Annotated in this window: 18 protein-coding genes; 6 read left to right on the plus strand and 12 right to left on the minus strand. The window is 43.9% G+C overall.

The window, feature by feature from the left end; translation table 11 throughout:
• Window position 1: 1 nt before the first annotated feature.
• From KV201_RS06765 to murJ, 9 genes are all read right to left on the minus strand, one after another.
• Window positions 2-436, minus strand: coding sequence for a PilX N-terminal domain-containing pilus assembly protein (locus KV201_RS06765; protein WP_220777593.1), 435 nt, complete (start codon window positions 434-436; stop codon window positions 2-4).
• 12 nt (window positions 437-448) lie between these two features.
• Window positions 449-1,444 carry a PilW family protein gene (locus tag KV201_RS06770; protein WP_226058881.1) on the minus strand — a complete coding sequence of 332 codons (996 nt, stop codon included), beginning with the start codon at window positions 1,442-1,444 and terminating at the stop codon, window positions 449-451.
• A complete protein-coding gene (gene pilV, locus KV201_RS06775) occupies window positions 1,445-2,038 on the minus strand; it encodes a type IV pilus modification protein PilV (protein WP_226058882.1) in 594 nt (197 codons plus the stop codon). It abuts the gene before it with no gap.
• Window positions 2,039-2,223: 185 nt separating this feature from the next.
• Window positions 2,224-3,153: a 4-hydroxy-3-methylbut-2-enyl diphosphate reductase gene (ispH, locus tag KV201_RS06780; RefSeq protein WP_170927454.1), complete on the minus strand. Its 930-nt coding sequence runs from the start codon at window positions 3,151-3,153 to the stop codon at window positions 2,224-2,226.
• 28 nt (window positions 3,154-3,181) lie between these two features.
• Complete coding sequence (gene fkpB, locus KV201_RS06785) at window positions 3,182-3,604, minus strand: FKBP-type peptidyl-prolyl cis-trans isomerase (RefSeq protein WP_006080638.1); 423 nt, start codon at window positions 3,602-3,604, stop codon at window positions 3,182-3,184.
• On the minus strand, window positions 3,601-4,116 hold the full coding sequence (gene lspA, locus KV201_RS06790; protein ID WP_226058883.1) for a signal peptidase II: 516 nt from the start codon (window positions 4,114-4,116) through the stop codon (window positions 3,601-3,603). Before lspA ends, fkpB begins: the two co-directional genes overlap by 4 nt.
• Window positions 4,117-4,125: 9 nt before the next feature.
• Window positions 4,126-6,948, minus strand: a complete 2,823-nt coding sequence (ileS, locus tag KV201_RS06795; RefSeq protein ID WP_226058884.1) for an isoleucine--tRNA ligase — start codon at window positions 6,946-6,948, stop codon at window positions 4,126-4,128.
• 32 nt (window positions 6,949-6,980) lie between these two features.
• On the minus strand, window positions 6,981-7,916 hold the full coding sequence (ribF, locus tag KV201_RS06800; protein WP_226058885.1) for a bifunctional riboflavin kinase/FAD synthetase: 936 nt from the start codon (window positions 7,914-7,916) through the stop codon (window positions 6,981-6,983).
• A gap of 65 nt (window positions 7,917-7,981) precedes the next feature.
• Window positions 7,982-9,541 carry a murein biosynthesis integral membrane protein MurJ gene (gene murJ / locus KV201_RS06805; RefSeq protein ID WP_006080634.1) on the minus strand — a complete coding sequence of 520 codons (1,560 nt, stop codon included), beginning with the start codon at window positions 9,539-9,541 and terminating at the stop codon, window positions 7,982-7,984.
• Window positions 9,542-9,793: 252 nt separating this feature from the next.
• On the opposite strand from murJ, the gene rpsT reads away from it, so the two are divergent.
• The gene (rpsT, locus tag KV201_RS06810; RefSeq protein ID WP_006080633.1) at window positions 9,794-10,060 is read left to right on the plus strand and encodes a 30S ribosomal protein S20; all 267 of its coding nucleotides are present in this window, start codon (window positions 9,794-9,796) and stop codon (window positions 10,058-10,060) included.
• 63 nt (window positions 10,061-10,123) lie between these two features.
• On the opposite strand, the gene KV201_RS06815 is transcribed toward rpsT, so the two are convergent.
• Window positions 10,124-10,420, minus strand: coding sequence for a metalloregulator ArsR/SmtB family transcription factor (locus tag KV201_RS06815; RefSeq protein WP_006084975.1), 297 nt, complete (start codon window positions 10,418-10,420; stop codon window positions 10,124-10,126).
• Window positions 10,421-10,556: 136 nt separating this feature from the next.
• Here KV201_RS06815 and KV201_RS06820 point away from each other — a divergent pair, with 136 nt between their 5' ends.
• Complete coding sequence (locus KV201_RS06820) at window positions 10,557-11,963, plus strand: M28 family metallopeptidase (protein ID WP_226058886.1); 1,407 nt, start codon at window positions 10,557-10,559, stop codon at window positions 11,961-11,963.
• Window positions 11,964-12,033: 70 nt separating this feature from the next.
• Here the strand turns inward: KV201_RS06820 and yaaA are convergent, their stop codons facing one another.
• Window positions 12,034-12,807 carry a peroxide stress protein YaaA gene (gene yaaA, locus KV201_RS06825; RefSeq protein WP_226058887.1) on the minus strand — a complete coding sequence of 258 codons (774 nt, stop codon included), beginning with the start codon at window positions 12,805-12,807 and terminating at the stop codon, window positions 12,034-12,036.
• Between the two features lie 129 nt (window positions 12,808-12,936).
• The gene (locus tag KV201_RS06830; RefSeq protein ID WP_063883432.1) at window positions 12,937-14,379 is read right to left on the minus strand and encodes a sodium:alanine symporter family protein; all 1,443 of its coding nucleotides are present in this window, start codon (window positions 14,377-14,379) and stop codon (window positions 12,937-12,939) included.
• A 433-nt stretch (window positions 14,380-14,812) separates the two neighbouring features.
• Between KV201_RS06830 and KV201_RS06835 the strand changes: the two genes are divergently transcribed.
• The 4 genes from KV201_RS06835 (at window position 14,813) to pgi (ending at window position 21,410) form a co-directional block, all read left to right on the plus strand.
• A complete protein-coding gene (locus KV201_RS06835; RefSeq protein WP_226058888.1) occupies window positions 14,813-17,179 on the plus strand; it encodes a phosphoketolase family protein in 2,367 nt (788 codons plus the stop codon).
• Between the two features lie 242 nt (window positions 17,180-17,421).
• Complete coding sequence (locus KV201_RS06840) at window positions 17,422-18,546, plus strand: OmpA family protein (RefSeq protein ID WP_226058889.1); 1,125 nt, start codon at window positions 17,422-17,424, stop codon at window positions 18,544-18,546.
• 250 nt (window positions 18,547-18,796) lie between these two features.
• Window positions 18,797-19,753, plus strand: a complete 957-nt coding sequence (gene tal, locus KV201_RS06845) for a transaldolase (protein ID WP_226058890.1) — start codon at window positions 18,797-18,799, stop codon at window positions 19,751-19,753.
• A 19-nt stretch (window positions 19,754-19,772) separates the two neighbouring features.
• Window positions 19,773-21,410, plus strand: coding sequence for a glucose-6-phosphate isomerase (gene pgi, locus KV201_RS06850; RefSeq protein WP_063883436.1), 1,638 nt, complete (start codon window positions 19,773-19,775; stop codon window positions 21,408-21,410).
• Window positions 21,411-21,621: the final 211 nt, after the last annotated feature.

Below are 21,621 nucleotides of genomic sequence, written 5' to 3' on the forward strand. Positions count from 1 at the left end.
ATTAGTTTCCTGTTAGCACTTGTTGCTCTACACCTGAAACAACGGTTAATGAGCCAAGATTATCCCTACCGAATGTCACCGAACTACTAATCTCAACTCTTCTACAACTGACTAAATTTGCACCCGTTGCATTTGCAGTTCTTTGACAGCCAACATCACGTACGCCAGCATCAGGTAATGGTTTTAACTTTTGATTGCTATTAAAAACTGATGTTTCGGTTACTGCATTAAGGTTGGCAAACTGCTCGCCTGAATAATCAGAAATAATTTGTTCCAATCCCCCATCAGCAATAGCCTTTGCTTCTATTCTTTCAGATCCTGCACCTGACATCCGCAGCGATTGAGTCGAATTAATAGCCAGAGCAACACCAATGACCGTCATAATGATCAAAACAATTAATGCGAAAAATAGCACTACACCTTTTTGCTTCTTCATTCACAACTCCAGTCAACTACGAATCAGTACTGGATTTTCCAGCACTATTGTTGTAGACATAATTTTACGACGATAATGGTCATTTGCAGGGATAATTATTGTCTTATCACCAAGCTGATATTGAGTATCATTGGTATAACTTCTATCTTGATTAATAGAACGAACCAATACAAAAGCCTTAATAGCTACAAGCCTTTGAAATCCTTCATTATCCCACATCAATTCAGTCACATTTGAAGCAGGCATAAAACTATCAGGTGTACTATCACCATCATTATCAAATCCATACAAAAACCGAATATTCTCTATGCCCTCGACCAACTGCTCATCATTACTCATACCTGTGTTGGTTAAAGTTTTACGCCGCAGAATAGGTATTCCACTTGCGTCATCTGCAATGAAGTACACATGATGCTGATACTCCCAAATCCTAGAGTTTTCTATCGTTGCTGTAGGGCTCTCACCAACAAAAAATGCCACTTGTGATGAATTTGATGCGGCATAAATAGCATTGCTATCACCCTCTGATACACTTGGACCGAGGAAACGTTTTAACTGCAAAACATCAGTATCAGCTTTCACATCACCATAATCCAAACAACTGAGATACTCACTCGTGGCAGTGTTTTCATACCCCCAAAGCCGTCTAAAATGTGCAGGCTTATCATCAGGTAAAGTTGCATTATTTAAGCCAGCTCCAACACAATCAGAAGTTAGGGCTGCTATCTCAACATTGGTATTTGTTCCAACAATAAAATCAGTACCAGTTAAGTCCCCCATAAAACCTAACTGACTGAGATCCCGCTCCATAATGGCTAATGCAATACGCCCATTTTCCTGCAATTGATTAAATTGACTGGTTGTGGTGACATTTGATGAAGACATACTAAACATAGTGAATACGCCCGCAGTTAAAAATAAGCCAATAACCATAGCCACCATAAGTTCAACAAGTGACATGCCTGACTGCGGTTTCTTCTTTGCTATAACCATAATTGCTATTTTCATTTATATAATCACCGTTTTAATGGAAAATATTCGGCGATTTTCCTTATCTGCACCACATTTAGCGGAAGTATCAACAACTTTCGAACTATCAATTGCTGTTTTACGTATTCCACGCCATACAATCACCACTAAAACATCATTATTAGTGATTTGAATACATCCAGAGGGAGAATCAAGGCCACCAACATTTTGAGAACCTACAATTTCATCTTCACCAGAAAAGGCTGAGCGCCACTCATATAAATCCCAAGCAACCAATTGAGTGGGGGAACATAACGTTCCTCCATCACACGCAGGTGATGCAGGTGTAATAGCTTCTTTAGAACCGCTATAATTACCTTTGTAACTAGCGAGTTGTGTTCTATTAAGCTTCATCCGGTTGATAATATCGTTTGCATAATAAGAGGCTTGGGTTTGCTGAAATGACTCGAAGCTGCCACGCTTTGCAACGATATGCAGATTAAAAATACCGATTAAGCCAATGACTAAGATCACCAATGCAACAAGCACCTCAATTAATGAGAAGCCTCGTTGAAATTCCTTTTGTGTCAATCGTTCGAATTTAGCCATATTTTTGACAAGCTTTTCAGCCATTTACCCTTTTAAAATCTTAGTCTTACGACAAAAAATTACCAACAGTTAATAATAGATGAGTAAAATGTAAGTAGCCAGTAACAATAGCGTATAAGCATTGATATCATTATGCCTTGAATGAATTTGAGGCAATAAAAAAGAGGCTTATCGCCTCTTTTTTATAAATAACTTAACATCACATATATTTAGCGCAGTTCGGCAGGTACCGCAAAGACAGTGTCTTCCTTACGGCCTTCGACTTCAGTTACCACGCTAGGGGCGAGTTTTGCAATCGCTTGGACAACTTGTTGAACTAAGACCTCAGGTGCAGAAGCGCCTGCGGTAACAGCAACACGCGAAACATTATCGAACCAGCTTGATTCAACATCGTCAGCAGTATCCACCAGATAAGACTGGGTTCCGGTCTTCAATGCGAGCTCGCGTAACCGATTAGAGTTAGAGCTGTTTTTTGAACCAACAACAATCAACAAATCCACATCTGCAGACAGATTACGTACCGCATCTTGACGATTCTGTGTTGCATAACAGATATCGTCTTTACGAGGTCCTTCAATTGAAGGAAACCTTTTTTGCAACGCGGCAATAATGTCTAACGTATCATCGACAGATAAAGTTGTTTGGGTCACGAAGCAGAGATTGTTAGGATCGCGAACTTCGAGAGCATCCACATCGGCAGGCGATTCAATCAGATAAACGCCGCCGTTAGGATTATCATACTGACCCATAGTCCCCTCGACTTCAGGGTGCCCCTCGTGGCCAATCAAGATACATTCAATACCTTTACGGCTTGCACGCGTCACTTGAAGGTGCACTTTGGTCACTAAGGGACAAGTCGCATCGAAAACTCTCAACCCTCGCGCCTTAGCTTCTTGTCTCACCGCTTGAGAGACGCCATGAGCACTGAAGATAACAATGTTGTTATCCGGCACTTGATCTAACTCTTCGACAAAAACCGCACCGCGATCCTTCAGATTCTGCACGACATAGCGATTATGTACGACTTCATGTCGAACATAAATAGGCGGTGAAAACAATTCCAACGCCCGTTCAACAATACTGATAGCACGATCAACACCCGCACAAAAACCACGCGGGTTCGCGAGCATAATATTCAAACTTGGGCTGGTAGGATCGAGTTTCATCTTAAAGTACCTTTACAACGTCCAGTTCAAAAGTGATCTTGTGCCCTGCCAGAGGATGATTCAGATCGACTGTGATGGAATCACCCGCTACATCACGGACAATACCCGGGATTTCACTGCCACCTGGGCCGGCAAAACTGACAATCACGCCTGCTTCTAAACTCATGTCTGCCGGAAAACGGCTTCTGTCTAGATAGTGAATAGCATCAGGATTTGATTCACCAAAGGCATCAATCGCTTCAAGGGTAAAACTGTGTTTATCACCTTCAGCAAGCGTTGCCAATTGCGCCTCAAATGCTGGACTTAACGTACCGTCACCCACATTTAATCGAGCTGGTTTACCCGAAGCTTTAGTGCTGTCTGCGGTTGAACCATCAGAAAGCACAATGTTCATATGGCATAGTAAAGATCGCGTCACAGTCACTTCTTAACCCCTTCGGCGCTATCTGTTTCAGATTTACCGCTTAAAAATGCATCCCAAATGATCAACACAGCACCAATACAAATCGCCGAATCGGCGATATTGAAAGCTGGATAGTGGCTCTTAGCCCAAAAGAAATCGATAAAATCAACCACAAAACCGTGCATTAATCTGTCGACCAAATTGCCTAGGGCACCACCAATCACTAAGGTGTAAGCCAGATTCAGTTTCAACAACGAAGCAGATTGCTTACGCAACCACACTGTGAGTAGAGTGCTGAATCCAACCGCAACAATCGTAAATAACCAACGCTGCCAACCACCGGCGTCACTCAAAAAACTAAAGGCTGCCCCGTAGTTACGTACATAAGTGAAATTAAAAAAAGGCAATAAATTCAGCGATTCATGCAAATCAAAATTGGCCAAGATCCATTGTTTAGATAGCTGATCGGCAAAAAACACCAATACAGCTACCCAATACCAACGTAAGCCACTGTCTTTCCAAGTTAATGGCATACAGATCCTTTACGCAAACAGACGAACTTCGCCGTCGCCTTCAATGTTTGTTACGCAGCGAGTACAGAGTGTTGGGTGGGCCTCAATCGTGCCAACCTCTTCTCTGTGATGCCAGCAGCGCTCACACTTCTCTGCAGTGCTTGAAGCAACCACTAATTTCAGTGACGCCAACTCAGTCTCAACCGCTTCCGATGTCGCGTCCACTAAAGGCAAGACTTTAGCTTCAGAGGTCAATAACACAAATCTTAGCTCATCGCCGATATGGGTTAATTGTTCAGTCAATGCTGCATCAGCAAACAAGGTCACTTCCGCTTCTAGTGAACCACCAATACGTTTATCACGGCGCGCTTGTTCAATCACTTTATTGACTTCGTTACGCACGGTCAGCAGTTGCTGCCAATAATCGTCGCTCAAATCCGTCGCTAAGGTGACTGATTTCAGGCCTTGATACCATTCTTGGGTAAAGACATAGGCATCACGCTCGCCAGGCAATAGTTGCCACACTTCGTCAGCAGTGAAGCTTAGAATTGGTGCAATCCAACGTACCATAGCCTCAGAGATCAAATACAAAGCAGATTGACAGCTGCGACGCGCATGACCTTCTTGCTTAGCCGTGTATTGGCGATCTTTAATGATGTCCAAATAGAAACTGCCTAACTCAACCGAGCAGAACTGCATTAGTTTTTGAGTCACAATATGGAAGTTATATTGTTCATAGGCTTCAATAATTTCCTGTTGCAGCGCAGCAGCGCGGCGCACAACCCAACGGTCTAACGCCACCATATCTTCAACAGCAACTAAATCCTTAGCAGGATCGAAACCGTTTAAGTTGGCTAAAAGGAAACGGGCAGTGTTACGAATACGACGATAGGCATCGGCGCTGCGATTTAAGATTTCGTCAGAAACCGTCATCTCACCGCTGTAATCTGTTGCCGCAACCCATAAACGCAGAATGTCGGCGCCTAATTTGTTGGTTACCGTTTGCGGCGCAATCACGTTACCGATAGATTTTGACATCTTACGGCCTTTACCATCGACGGTAAAACCGTGAGTCAGTACTTGCTTATAAGGTGCTTTGCCATTCATCGCGGTTGAAATCATCAAAGATGACATAAACCAGCCGCGGTGTTGGTCGCTACCTTCAAGATACAAGTCAACGCCGTGTCCGTGGAATTCAGGACGAGCCGCTACCACTGACGAGAAGGTTGAACCTGAGTCAAACCAAACGTCTAAGGTATCGGTTACTTTGCGGTATTGATCAGCTTCGTCACCCAATAATTCAGCGGCATCGAGATCCCACCAAGCTTGGATGCCCTGTTGTTCAATACAGCTCGCTACACGTTCCATTAGCGACACACTATCTGGGTGCAGCTCTTCGGTTTCACGATTCACAAACAGCGTGATAGGCACACCCCAAGTACGTTGGCGTGAGATACACCAGTCAGGGCGGTTTTCAACCATTTTTTCAATACGACTTTGGCCCCAATCAGGGATCCATTGGGTCTGTTCAATTTCTTTCAATGCTTGCGTACGCAGGCCATGGTTATCCATAGAGATGAACCACTGCGGCGTCGCACGGAAGATGATCGGTGTTTTGTGACGCCAGCAATGTGGATAGCTATGACGGTAAGCCACATGATTCAGCAAGGCGCTCTTTTCTCTCAGTAAAGCAACAACATTATCGTTGGCTTTAAAGACATGCTGTCCAGCAAAATACTCGGTATCAGGCTTGTATACACCGTTGTCGCCAACAGGGTTTGCCACTTCTAAACCGTATTTTTGACCAACCACAAAGTCGTCTTGACCGTGACCTGGGGCAGTATGAACGATACCAGTACCCGCATCCGTCGTGACGTGATCGCCTAAAATTGCCGGAACATCAAAATCTAAGAATGGGTGATTAAAGCGGACAAGCTCAAACGCTGCGCCTTTGGCAGAGCCAAGCACTGTATGGCTTTCCACGTTATAGCGAGTCAGGCAAGATTCAACTAATACTTCAGCTAAAATAAGCGCTTGCGTAACGCCGTCTTTTTCGAATTCAACTAAGCTGTAATCCAGCTCAGGACTCAAAGACAAGGCGCGGTTCGCAGGCAGAGTCCATGGCGTGGTAGTCCAAATCACCATAGAAACAGGATGTGAGTAATCGCTTACCCCAAACTTAGCCGCAACGGCTTTACTATCGGCGGCCACAAATGCTACATCAATAGCAGGTGATGTTTTGTCTTCGTATTCCACTTCAGCTTCAGCTAAGGCAGAACCGCAATCAGTACACCAATGCACTGGCTTAACGCCTTTATGTAAGTGACCACTCTCAATCACTTTCGATAAAGAACGCACGATATTAGCTTCGGTTGAAAAATCCATCGTCAGGTACGGATTTTGCCAGTCGCCCAATACGCCTAAACGGATAAAGTCTTCACGTTGACCGTTAACTTGCTCGGCGGCATATTTACGGCATTCTTCGCGGAATTCTGCCGCAGAGATTTTTTGACCAGGCTTACCCACTTTTTGCTCTACTTTCAGCTCGATAGGTAAACCGTGGCAATCCCAACCTGGCACATACGGTGCGTCAAAACCAGACATGGTTTTTGACTTAATAATAATGTCCTTGAGGATTTTATTAACTGAGTGACCAATATGAATACTGCCATTTGCATACGGTGGGCCGTCATGCAAAATGAAGGGAGTACGGCCAATTCGGCTATCACGGATCTGCTGATACAAACCGTCTTTTGTCCAGCGCTCTAACATCTCTGGCTCGCGATTTGCCAAATTACCACGCATCGGAAACTCTGTTTCCGGCAAATTCAAAGTAAATTTATAGTCGCTCATTGATCCTATACCGTTAATTAAACTGATAAATTTCAGCCTGCATCATTACCAAATAAAGCTTTGGCTTCATTTGCATCATTTAAAATCTGTTGCTTAAGCGCATCCAATGAGTCAAAAGGTTGCTCATCACGGAGTTTAGCCACCAACTCGACCTCAACATGTTTGCCGTAAATGTCACCTTCAAAATCAAAAAGATGCACCTCAAGCTGACACACTTGACCGTTCACTGTCGGACGGAACCCAATATTGGCTACGCCCTCATAAATATCGCTGTTATCCCAATAACACTTGACCGCAAACACACCGCGTACCGGCACAACATTGCGCTTTAAGGCGATATTGGCTGTAGGGAAACCAATGGTGCGGCCAATTTTTTGCCCATGTGCGACACGACCACTCAAGGTAAAAGGATGACCGAGCAAGCGTCTTGCTTGCTCAAGATTACCCTTAGCCAATTGTTCACGCACGGCAGTTGAGCTCACTCTTTGCGAGCCCAGCATAAAACTTTGGGTGCTGACCACGGTAAAGCCATTTTGGATACCCGCCCGCACAAGCATCTCAAAATTGCCTTTACGACCCTGACCAAAACAAAAATCATCGCCGACCACTAGGTATTTAACACCGAGTTTGCGGACCAACAATTCTTCAATAAAATGCTCAGCAGGTTGATTGGCAAAAGTGCGATTAAAGTTAACACACACTAACCGTTCAACCCCAAGTTCATCGAGCAACATGACTTTATCACGTAATAAACTTAAACGAGCTGGCGCATTGTCGCCGCTAAATAATTCCTGCGGCTGAGGTTCAAACGTCATCAACGTAGATGGCAGCGATAACTGCTTTGCCTTCTGCACTAAGTTCGCAATCACTTGTGCATGACCACGATGGACGCCGTCAAAATTACCTATAGTCAATACACACCCGTGGTGGGATGACAAAATGTTATGTATACCGCGGATTAATTCCATAACTTTAGACAACTGCCAAGCGCAAATCGGCTGATTATATAACAGCTAGCGATGAGAATCAGCAATCAAACTCCCCGTTTAATTGACCAAGGACGAATTCCGAGCAAAAGCAGTCCCAACAAGTAACTGACTGCCCCCGCTAAAATCAAGCCTATCAAGGCTTTTGCACGTTCGAACAAATGCCAATCTAACCAAATTTGTTGCGAAGGTAAAAAGTAATACAAGACTACCACCATCAAGGCGGTAGAGACCACGGCTTTAGCAAAAAACACCATAGTCGGCCTAGAAACGCGATAAACGCCGGCTAAATGCAATCCTCGATAAAGTAAAGTGGCGTTGAGCAATGCTGACATTGAAGTCGCAATCGCCAATCCAACATACCCAAAAGGAATAGCAAACAATAAGTTAAAGCCCATGTTGGTGATCATGGCGATAATGCCATAACGCACAGGGGTTTTGGTATCTTGGCGGGAGTAATAACCTGGTGCGAGTACTTTAATCAGCATAAAACTGAGTAAACCGCTACCGTAAGCCATTAAACTATATGAAGCCATTTCAACATCATGCATCGAAAAAGCGCCGCGCATGAATAACACCATCAGCATAGGTTTTGCGAGGATGATCAACCCCATCATGGCAGGAAGACCTAGCAGCAAAATAGCTTTAACTCCCCAATCCATCGTCAATCCAAAGCCCGCACCTTCAGCATTGACATGGTTTCGTGACAGCGCAGGCAAAATAACAGTACCAATCGCGATCCCAAACAATCCTAGGGGAAACTCCAATAAACGGTCGGCATAGTAGAGCCAGCTTATCGAGCCCGTCATCAAAAAACTGGCGATAAAGGTATCAAATAATAGGTTAATCTGTGAAACCGATACGCCAAATAGCGCCGGGATCATCAAGGTTCTGATTTTCACCACTCCAGGGTGATGCCAACCCCACGAGGGTCTAACCAGTGCTTTTTCACGCAACAAAAAAGGAATTTGAAATAAGAACTGGATTAATCCGCCACAAAAAACGCCCCAAGCAAGGGTGATTTCGGGTTGAGTCGATGTTGGCGCATAAAATATGGCCGCGGTAATAATCGCCACATTGAGGAATACAGGGGTAAACGCCGAAACCGCAAATCGGCCTCGGGTGTTTAAAATCGATCCAGCCAGTGCGGTAAAGGTAATAAACCACAAATAAGGAAAAGTAATTTTAAGCACTACGGTGGCGAGTTCAAATTTAGCGCCGTCGGGCTCATTGTTAAGCCAAGCAATAAACCAACCACCGCCGAATAAGGCAGATAACACGGGCGAAGCTACCACGCCCACAAGCGTCACAATCGTCACCAACAAACCTAATGTGCCTGCGACTTTACTCAGCAGGTCACGGGTTTCTTCTGCGGTGTGTTTTTCTTGGTACTCAGTTAAAACAGGCACAAAGGCTTGTGCAAATGCTCCTTCTGCAAACAAACGACGTAAGAAGTTAGGAATTTTATTGGCGAAGAAAAACACATCGGCACTTGTCCCGGCCCCCATCAAGTTAGCAACGACGACGTCCCGAACAAGACCTAACACACGGGATATCAATGTCATAGCACTAACAATCAGACCAGATTTTAATAATTTTCTACTCAAACGTCCCCCAGACCCATGTCGAATTGATTAGGTGATACATCTCAAAAAATCGATTCAGGCTCTGTCACACTGCGGTAATAGCTGCTAGAATTGCGCCACATATTACACGAGTTGGGTCGAAGATAGCCAAGGCAGGTTGGATTAATTTATCTTTATGATGAATATTCAATCATAGTCATTGACAAAGTGACTAAATGCAGGCATATTCCTCGGCCTTTAAAAGTATCAAATCCAGTTTTTAGGAGTTGCACCTTGGCTAATAGCAAGTCTGCAAAGAAGCGCGCGCTTCAATCTGAAAAGCGTCGTCAGCATAACGCCAGCCGTCGCTCAATGTTACGTACATACGTTAAAAAAGTAATCGCTGCAATTAAAGCAGGCGATCACAAAACAGCAGCAGAAGCTTTTGCTGTTGCACAACCAATCGTTGACCGTATGGCGACTAAAGGTCTTATTCACAAGAATAAAGCCGCTCGTCAAAAGGCACGTTTGAACGCTAAGATCAAAGCAATCGCTGCTTAATCTATAAAATAGCAAATGAAAAAAACCGGCAATTGCCGGTTTTTTTATATCTGAAAAACACTATTAATGACAATAAATGTTGTTCAACAAGTGGATCATCTCCCGTACTTCATCACTCTTGAGTGAATAAAATACTGTTTGCGCTTCTTTGCGTGTGGTTACTAAATTATCTTTGCGTAACCAAGCAAGGTGTTGTGACAGTGCCGATTGACTTAAGCCTAATTTTTTATTCATTTCGCCAACGCACATTTCTCCTTCATTCAATAAATAACAAAGAATAAATAAACGGCGTTCGTTCGCAAGTGCCTTTAATAGCACTACGGCATGATCGGCTCGCTCCTGCATTAATTCAATATTCATTACGCACTTTCTCTCCTAAAACTAACCCCTGCGCTAATATAGCGTCGCCTTACGGATATAGTCGGGACATAAAGCACACTTTTTGCTAGATTGTTTTTAAAAATGGGACATGCTTAATAAAAATAAAGGAAATCTAATGAAGCCCTATCAAACAACACTTCTCTCGAGTTTTTTAATCGGGAGTTTAAGTGCGTGCCAAACTCAAGTAGAAACAGCCCCGACAAGTGAAGTCATTAAATTACAGCAGACAGCATTAGCTTCACAATTAGGTTATGACATAGTCGAATCTCTCACGGTTGAAGTAGGTCCAAGACTAGCTGGAAGCCCAAAAGATATCATCGCCGTTAACTGGGCGATAAATAAACTGACCAGCCTTGGATTTGACCGCGTTTATAAAGAACCAGTACAAGTACCCATTTGGGAACGCGGTGAAGCCAAAGCTAAAATAACCTTCCCTGTCGAGCAGCCGCTGGTCATTACTGCGCTTGGTGGCAGCGTTGCGACACCAGCAGGTAGTTTACAGGCTAAAATCGCACGTTTTGATAGCCTAGAGGCACTACAACAAGCCAAGCCTGAAGACGTAAAAGGTAAGATTGCGTTTATTGACCAAAAAACCGAGCGCCACATTACTGGTGAAGGCTATGGCAAAAGCGTTGGCGGCCGCTCAAAAGGTGCTGTCGCAGCAGCGCAAAAAGGCGCAGTTGCTATCGTGATCCGCTCTATTGGCACAGATCATGACCGCATGGCCCATACAGGTGTTATGCGCTACCAAGATGACGTGCCTAAGATCCCTGCGGCAGCCATGTCAAACCCTGATGCCGATTTGGTCGATGCGTTACTAAAACGCAATCCTGATGCTCTACTTGAGTTGCAGATGTCACCCAAAAATGCAGGCTTTAATACGTCTTATAATGTCATTGCCGAAGTAACGGGCAGCAGTAAGCCCAATGAAATCGTGCTCATTGGCGCTCATTTAGATTCTTGGGATGAAGGTACGGGGGCGATTGATGATGGGGCGGGTGTCGCGATAGTGACAGCTGCAGCTAAGCACATTCAAGATCTTCCAGTAAAACCCGCTCGTACTGTCAGAGTGGTGCTATATGCCGCTGAAGAAATAGGGCTTGTGGGCGGTAAAGCCTATGCTGAAGCTCATAAATCGGAATTATCACTGCACTACATAGCCGCAGAGTCCGATTTTGGAGCAGGCCGAATTTATCAAATCGATACTAAGGTCAATGAGAGCGCATTTGCAGAGGTACAGCATGCACTTAGCCCTATGTCATTCAATGGTGTCGCACTCGGCAACAACCAAGCTTCTGGCGGGCCTGACGTGTCTATGCTGCCGGCTCTAGGCGTACCAGTTGCATCATTAAGGCAAGATGGTCACGATTACTTCGATTACCATCACACACCGAATGATACCTTAGATAAGATTGACCCCGCCGCATTGGCTCAAAACGTCGCAGCCTACGCACAATTTGCTTATATCATGGCAAATGCAAACACGGCATTAACACCTTTGGCCACTCAGTCTGAAAAATAGATAATCGATAAAATAATTGAGAGAACAGCATAAGCTGTTCTCTCTCAATTAACATCTTATCGATATTTCGCTATTGCTCTGCACGTAAAAATGTTGGATTTGTCGGTGAACTTTGCTCTTCACTATAGTAATAACCCGCGAGATTAAATGCTTTTAACTCAGCTAACGTATTCACTTTATTGGTGATGATATATCTCGCCATCATGCCCCTAGCACGCTTAGCAAAAAAACTGATCACTTTATATTGACCATTTTTACAATCTTTAAATACGGGTGAAATTAATTGCCCTTGCAGTTTTTTAGGCTTTATCGCTTTGAAATACTCATTAGAAGCAAGATTGACAATAATATCGCTACCACTTTCTGCAAGCGCTTCATTTACCGCTTGCGTTAAGGTATCACCCCAAAATTCATATAAATTTTTACCTTTTGGATTCGAAAGCGCCGTTCCCATTTCTAAACGGTAAGGCATGATTAAATCCAGCGGCCTTAGCAAACCATAAAGACCCGATAGAATACGCAGCTGCGACTGAGTCTGGGCGATTTCATCCTCAGATAAGGTGTCAGCATCAAAACCTGTGTACACATCCCCTCTAAAGGCAAAAATGGCCTGTTTAGCATTATCTAAACTAAAGTCTGGCTGCCACTGTCCGATACGCGCCGCATTTAAACCCGCAATTTTATCGCTCACCTTCATCAAAGTCGCGATATCTGAAGGAGTTAATTGCCGACAAACTTGGATCAACTCCTGACTATGAGTTAAGAAATCAGGCTGTGAATACACCTGCGTCAGTGGCGGCTGTTCAAAATCTAAGGTCTTCGCCGGCGAAACCAATATCAACATCAAAAACTCCCAACAGAAACAAAAAGACATGTCTATGATACTGAACGAACATAAAAAAACCACGCTTTAACGGCGTGGTCTTTTCGATTACGACAATCAGTAATACTTATCGTCGATAATTTCGGTTAACTAAGGCTTTTTAACGGGCTTGAGACTGGCATCTTGCCAAATATCATCATCGAGTTGATCCATTAATTCAGGAAACTTACTGCGGTCAAACTCTGGCGTCTTACCCGCTTTAACCTGTTCGCGATAATCATTGATGACGCGAATGGCCAAACCTGACAACAGTAAGAGCGCAATAATGTTCACTGTCGCCATCAATCCCATAGAAACGTCGGCTAAGTTCCACACTAAACTTATCTTTGCCACGGCACCAAACATCACCATGCCCAATACACACAAACGGAACAAAGGCAGTAATTTGGTACTGTTACCCATTAAAAACATCACGTTTGTTTCAGCGTAAGAGTAATTGGCGATGATGGATGTAAAGCAAAATAAGAAAATCGCCACTGCAATAAACGCACCGCCCCAGTCACCGACATGGGATGACATGGCATTGATGGTTAAACGAATGCCATCGTCACTCGAACCCACATCCCCTGATAGTAGGATAATTGCAGCCGTTGCAGTACAGATAACGATAGTATCCGCAAATACCCCCATCATCTGTACAAAACCTTGGGATGCCGGATGATTCGGATTAGGCGATGCACTAGCCGCGACATTCGCCGCGCTGCCCATACCCGCTTCATTTGAGAAAAGTCCGCGTGCAATACCCGCTTGCATAGCCTGCGCGACGGTATAAGCCACGCCGCCAGCAGCCGCCTCTTGCCAACCAAAAGCACTCTTCACAATTAAGCTAATAATAGCAGGCAATTGATCCAGGTTGAAAATAACGATAATGAAGGCAACGATAATGTAGGCTAATGCCATGATAGGGACGATAAACTCAGAGACTCGTGCGACTTTACGCAGACCACCGACAATCACAAACCCACTGGCAATTACCAGTCCAATCCCGACATAAGTAGGATTAAACCCAAATACTCGCTCCATCGCTCCGGTAATGGTATTCGCTTGTACCGCGTTGAATACCAGACCAAATGCAATGATCAGAAAGACAGCAAACAAAATGCCCATCCAGCGCTGACCTAAGCCTTTTTCCATATAATAGGAAGGACCGCCACGGAACTGACCGTTATGATCTCGCACTTTGTAAACCTGCGCTAAGGTTGATTCAACCATAGCGGTAGCCATACCTAAAATAGCGATAAGCCACATCCAAAATACCGCACCAGGACCTGCAGCACCAATAGCGACTGCAACACCAGCCATATTACCGGCACCAACACGGGCCGCCATACTGGTACAAAAGACTTGAAATGATGAAAGACCGCTATCGCAACCTTGGCGACTCATGGTCATGACTTTGATGGAATGTTTAAAGTGGGTTAACTGGATAAAGGCAAGTCTTATAGTGAAATAAAGACCAGCTCCTACCAGTCCATATACTAACAACTTACCCCAAAGTAGCGCATTCAAAAAATTAACTATGGTTTCTAACATATTATTTTACTTCTTCCCGTAGCAAATGCTCCTCTAATTGAATGGCAATTAGAGGTACAACATCTGTGGTGAATGAATCCTTCCAAGTTAAAGGTAAGAATTTCGGTAGATTTATTTTTTCAAATTATCCTTCCGTGAATTTACAACATCACGGCTACCGAATTCAACGCAGCAAAATAGCACAGTATTCGAAATTGCTCATGTGATCAAGCTCGCGTTTGCACAGTTAAACGCCATCAACATCACGCCTCACAACATAAGCTAAGCCACTGTTAAAGCTACATTAACAAAATCGAGAAGTTGCCCCATTATTTTTAACAGTAAAAACAACTTTTAAAATTTGGATGTAGGGCACATTTTTGTAATAAAACTACAAATATAGTATCCACATAGAAACTTCAATCATCTCTTGTTTGTTTTAGTGAGGCTTTATATGACACAAATACATGAAATCAATGCTCTGAAAAAATATGTCAGAGCGACCAACTTTCTTGCGACCTCGCAGATTTATCTCAAACAAAACGTCTTACATAAACGTCCACTTGCCCATACTGATATCAAACCACGTTTACTTGGCCACTGGGGTACCTGCCCCGGCATTAACTTTGTTTATGCCAACATTAACCGATTGATAGTGAAACATAACCGCTCGTTCATCTATTTAGTTGGTCCAGGCCATGGTTTCCCAGCAGTACAAGCTAACTTATTCATGGAAGGTTCATTAAGCCATTTCTATCCAGAAACGATCCCCTACAATGAAACCGGTATCGAAGATATTTGTAAGAAGTTTTCCGCCGCTTATGGCTATCCTTCACATGCAAACCCAGAAGCTCCAGGACAAATTCTTGAAGGTGGCGAACTAGGCTACTCACTTTCTGTTGGCTGGGGTGCAGTACTCGATAATCCAGATCTGATCGCCACCGTCTTAATAGGTGACGGTGAAGCAGAAACCGGACCATTAGCAGCATCTTGGTACGCAAACCGTCTAGTCTCTCCTGCGACGAGTGGTGCAGTATTACCGATTGTGCATATCAATGGCTATAAAATTTCAGGCCCTACCCGTATGGGACGCATGAGCCATGAAGAACTGGATCTTGAATTCCGTGGTCTTGGCTACTTCCCTATTATCGTTGATAACGAATTAGAAGAAGATATCTATGTGCAAATGACGAATGCCATGGATACCGCTTATGCCATGATCAATGATATCCAACGTCGTGCCCGTAGCGGCGAAGATGTGGTTAAGCCTAAATGGCCAGTGATTTTAATGCGCACCGCCAAAGGTTGGACGGGTGTCAGTGAGTATAAAGGTAAGAAATTAGAAGGTAACTGCGAATCACACCAAGTGATCGTCAATAAATGTGCCACAGATAAAGGTCATCTGGATGCACTTGACAATTGGCTTGCCAGTTACAACTTCCAAGAACTTTACCAAATGAATGATAAAGGCGAGCTGATTTTTGATGCCGACATTTGCTCATTAATTCCACCTAAGCAACTTGCCTGTGGTCGTCAACATCTCACCTATGGTGGTGAAGTGGTTAGAGCGTTAACGAACCCTGATCTCGAAAAACTCAGCTACGGCCCAGAAGTACCACGTGGTCACCGTGGTTATTCCATGCTGAAAATGGGTGAATGGATGCGTGATGCATTCAAGCTAAACCGCGATCAACGCAATCTACGTATTTTTAGCCCTGACGAAACCTATTCAAATCAACTACAAGCCGTATTTGAAGAAACCGATCGTGCATGGCAATGGCCAATTGAGAGCTGGGATGAAGACATGTCCCGCGAAGGACGAGTGATTGAGCTCCTTTCTGAAAACTTGCTCTTTGGTATGTTGCACGGCTACACAGTAACAGGCCGCCACGGCATGTTCCCTACGTATGAATCATTCTCACAAGTGATCTCATCGATGGCTGACCAATACTGTAAATACGTCTATGCAAGCCAAGGTGTGCATTTCCGTAAGCCGCTGCCTTCATGTAACGTCGTATTATCTTCGCTGCTTGAACGCCAAGACCATAATGGCTACTCGCATCAAAACCCGTCTTTCCTTGGGGCTATGCTAGAGAAGCATCCAAAAATTATCTCTGCTTATTTACCAGCAGATGCTAACAGCACCTTGGTTTATACCGAACGGGCTTACGCCGACCGCGACAAACTCAATATTCTTGTTGCAGGTAAGAAAGAGTTACCACAATGGTTGAGCTTGGAAGAAGCGCGTAAACAAGCAAAAGATGGCGTGATGGTGTGGGATTTCGCCTCTGATGAGAATCCAGATATTGTGCTGGCAGGTTGTGGTGATTACGTCACTCAAGAGTGTATGGCTTCATTAGTATTGATCAGAGAACTCCTTCCAAGAGTCAAAATTCGCTTCGTTAGCGTCACCGAATTAAGCAGTGATGGCTTAGGAAGCCGCAAATTTAAAGAAAAACCTTGGTTAATGGACGAAATATTTACCCAAGATAAAGGCGTGGTATTCAACTACCATGGTTACCCAAATACGATTAAAAAGTTAATATTTGATCACAAAGGCAGCCGTCGCTTCAGAATTAAAGGCTATGAAGAAGAAGGTTCAACAACCACTCCATTCGATATGGGCGTTCGTAACGGCACATCACGTTATCACCTAGTGATTGATATGGCTTACAAACTGTTCCAACAGGGCGTTATTGATGAAACTATGCACGTTTCCATCACCACTGACATGCTGCAAAGACTAGTTGACCACCGCAACTACATTAAAGCGAATGGTGTCGACCCAATAGAAATTGAAAATTGGATATGGACACGTTAGTCATTACAAAAAATTAACACAACAGTTCATTTTAAAGGCACTCTTCGGAGTGCCTTTTTTACGTTGAAAAAACAACTTACAGAATGAGCAACCATAAAATGAAGGGTCTTAGCTCTGGCTAAATTTAACAAACCAAGTGATAATTAATCGCTGGCTACAATACCAAAGGATCCCCACATTAAGTGCTAGCAATGTTTTGCACACACATAAGCGCAGAACATATTGGTGGAGAATCATAAATAATGGAATTGGAGAACATGATGAATCATAAATTAAAATTTGTACTGCTTGCATCGCTATTACCTTTCACTGTATCTGCGGCTCAAGAACTGACACCTTGGTATATCGGTGGCGGACTTGGCGTAAATAACTATGAGCCGAACTGCGATTTAAAAACGACTAAAGTATGTGGTGAAGATGACCCATATGCTTGGGATATATTCGCAGGTTACATGTTCAATGACTACTTTGGTATTGAGTTAGGTTACCGTAATCTTGGTCGTGCTGAATGGACCGATTATAGCAACAAGCTAAATGATCTAGGAGTTAAAGGTACGACTCTTGGGCTTGTAGGCGTATGGCCAATAGCTAACAACTGGAGTTTATCTGTTGAAGCTGGCGCAATGAACTACTTAATATCCAATAATAAACAATGGGGTAGCGAGTACTATAGCGATAGCGGTATTGCTCCTTATTTCGGTACCGGTATTGGTTATAACTTCACTGAGAACTTAAAACTTCAAGCTAAATATCGTCGCTATGAAAATTTAGATGAAGATAAGTGGGGTACTTTTGAAGGTGAAAGCAACTACTGGGGTCTAGAACTGAGCTACCGTTTCGGTCACACAGTTGCAGCGGCACCAGTTGCAGCAGCGGTTATCGCAGCAGCACCTGTTGACTCAGACAACGATGGCGTCTATGACGACAAAGACCAATGTCCAGCCACACCAGCAACACATAAAGTTGACTCTGTTGGCTGTACCATTTACGAAAACGTAAAAAATAAAGAAGACGTGGGTTCAATCCAGTTTGCTAACGATTCAGCTGTAGTTAAACCAGTTTTCTACAAAGATATCGAAAGACTAGCTAACTACCTGAACAAGAACCCAGAGTTCACTGTTGAAATCGCTGGCCATGCCTCAAACGTAGGTAAACCAGAGTACAACATGGTGCTATCTGACAAACGTGCTGACGCCGTTGCCAAAATTCTTGTTGAGAAATATGGTATCAGCCAAAGCCGCGTAACTTCTAACGGTTACGGTGTGACTCAGCCACTGGTTGCTGGTGACTCGAAAGAAGCCCATGCTGCTAACCGTCGCATCGAAGCCGTTGTGACAACTACAGCTAAACAACCTGTTCTTAAGTAATATTACTTATTGACGTAAAAAAGTCGCTGCTTGCAGCGACTTTTTGTTTTTATGGGGTATACACTAGGAAAAGCGATGCCCTCTACCACAGCCAAGATGAGAGCCTGTATCTCATGCCAGACCTAAATAGACATAAAATTGTCATTTTTGTAATTTTTTTACATTCAAGGTTGGAAAAGTTGGCAAAATCGCTTCTAATAGTCATCAGTGAATTCCGAGTTAAGACTGCTACCTGAGAAGGATGTTTTTCATGGTCAATACATTAGAGCAACTCAAGTTATATACCACTATCGTCGCTGACACTGGCGACATCGAAGCGATTAAACGCTACCAACCTGAAGATGCGACAACCAATCCATCACTCATCTTGAAAGCGGCTCAAATTCCTGAATACGAATCCCTCATAGATAATGCTATCAATTGGGCAAAATCACAAAGTGCCGATCTCGCGCAGCAACTTGATGATGCCAGCGACAAGCTCGCCGTTAATATCGGTGTAGAAATACTGAAACTCGTTCCTGGGCGTATCTCAACTGAAGTTGATGCCCGTTTATCATTCGATAAAGAACAATCAATTGCGAAAGCCCATAAGCTGGTTCGCCTTTACAAAGAAGCGGGCGTTGATAAATCACGTATTCTGATCAAACTTGCTTCAACATGGGAAGGCATTTGTGCCGCTAAAGAGCTAGAGAAAGAAGGCATCAACTGCAACTTAACTCTGCTATTTAGCTTTGCCCAAGCACGTGCTTGCGCCGAGGCTGGTGCTTATCTAATTTCGCCTTTTGTAGGCCGTATCCTTGATTGGTACAAAAAAGATACAGGTAAAGACTACGATGCCGTAAATGACCCAGGAGTCATTTCTGTTACCGAAATCTATAATTATTACAAACAGCATGGTTTTAATACTGTCGTTATGGGCGCAAGTTTCCGTAATATCGGTGAAATCATCGAACTAGCAGGCTGCGATCGTCTCACGATTGGCCCTTCTCTGTTAGAAGAACTGGCTAATTCTCAAATAGACATTACTCCTAAACTGGTTGCAGCAACCAGCACTGTTGCTGCCGAAGCCCCATTGACAGAAGCGCAATTCCGTTGGGACTTTAACCAAGATCCAATGGCAGTAGATAAGCTTGCGGAAGGTATTCGAAACTTTGCCATAGACCAAGGCAAACTCGAAGTGATGCTCACGGCTAAGCTCGCAAACTAAGCATTCTGGAGACAGTGAGATGACACTCTTGACCCAAAGCTCAACATGGCAAGCTTTATCAGCACACAGTAAAAATGTGCCGCATATGCGGGAATTGTTTGCCACTGACGCGGCACGTTTCAATAAAATGTCGCTATCTGCCTGTGGTTTATTACTGGATTACTCTAAAAACAGAGCAACGGCGGAAACGCTTGATCTGTTATTTGCGTTGGCAAGCAATAGTCAACTTGAAGCAAAAATCAAAGCGATGTTTGCTGGTGAAATCATTAACACCACCGAGAAGCGCGCCGTTCTGCACACAGCGCTGCGTAGCACTGCAGAACAGTCGATTATTGCCGAGGGTCAAGACATCGTTCCTGAAGTTCAACAAACGCTGAATAAAATGCAAGGGTTTGTGAGCTCAGTAACGTCGGGTCAATGGAAAGGTTACACAGGTAAAGCGATAACCGATATCGTCAGTATCGGTATCGGTGGCTCTTTCCTTGGTCCAAAGATCGTCTCTCAAGCGCTGCGCCCGTATTGGAACCCAGAGTTGAAATGTCACTTTGTGGCAAACGTCGACGGTACTTCAATCAGTGAGAAGCTGAAGTTACTGGATCCTGAAACGACCTTGTTCATCATGTCGTCCAAATCTTTTGGAACACAGGAAACCTTAACCAATACCCTCACTGCAAGAGAATGGTTCTTAGCAAAAGGCGGTTTGCAGTCGGATGTGGCAAAACACTTTGTCGCAGTGACGTCAAACGTCGCTAAAGCGACGGATTTTGGTATTGATGCAGACAACATTTTCCCAATGTGGGATTGGGTTGGCGGTCGTTACTCACTCTGGTCAGCGATTGGTTTACCGATAGCACTCTTGATTGGTATGGATAACTTCAGAGCCTTGCTCTCAGGTGCGCACCAAATGGATGAGCATTTCGCCAATGCACCACTGACAGAAAATATGCCAGTGATCATGGGCTTATTATCCCTATGGTACGGTAACTTCTTCAATGCTCAGTCCCATGTTGTACTGACATACGATCATTATCTGCGTGGTCTACCGGCTTACTTCCAGCAGCTCGATATGGAAAGTAACGGTAAGTCTGTCACCTTAAACGGGACGGATGTTGACTACAGTACAGGTCCGGTGATTTGGGGCGGCGAAGGTACTAATGGCCAACATGCCTACCACCAGCTGTTGCATCAAGGTACTGCACTGATCCCTGCCGATTTTATTATGCCACTGCAAAGTCATAATCCTATCGGTGAGCACCATGACCAATTAGCGTCAAACTGCTTTGGCCAGACTCAAGCCTTAATGCAAGGTCGTACTTTTGATGAAGCCTTAGCCGAACTCGCTAATAGCGCATTATCAGCGACTGAGAAGCAGCTGATCGCAAAACATAAAGTGATGCCAGGCAACAAGCCGAGCAACACCTTACTCATGGATAAGCTCACGCCGAGCACCCTAGGTGCTTTAATTGCCCTGTATGAACACAGAACCTTCGTTCAAGGTGCAATTTGGGACATCAACTCCTTTGACCAATGGGGTGTAGAACTCGGTAAGGATCTGGGTAACGATGTGTTAGCACGCATCGGCGCTGGCCAGGATTGTGATGCCTTAGATGCCTCAAGTAACGCATTGATTAACCTTTATCGACAAGGCAAAATCTAATCGAACAAAAAGCCAGCAATTGCTGGCTTTTTAATTTTATCCTTTTATTTTTATTCAACTTTCCGACTCTTCCTCGCTCTCAACCCACACTTAAGATCAACGACATATCACTCAAAGTTCATTTCAACTTAACACAATTGAAACATAATTCTTGCACCCTGTTTTAAAAATATGTTATTTAATCGCTGACAAAACATACAACAACAGGAGG

Origin of the sequence: Shewanella sp. SR1 (assembly GCF_020447145.1) — a bacterium.
Classification (GTDB): Bacteria; Pseudomonadota; Gammaproteobacteria; order Enterobacterales; family Shewanellaceae; genus Shewanella; species Shewanella baltica.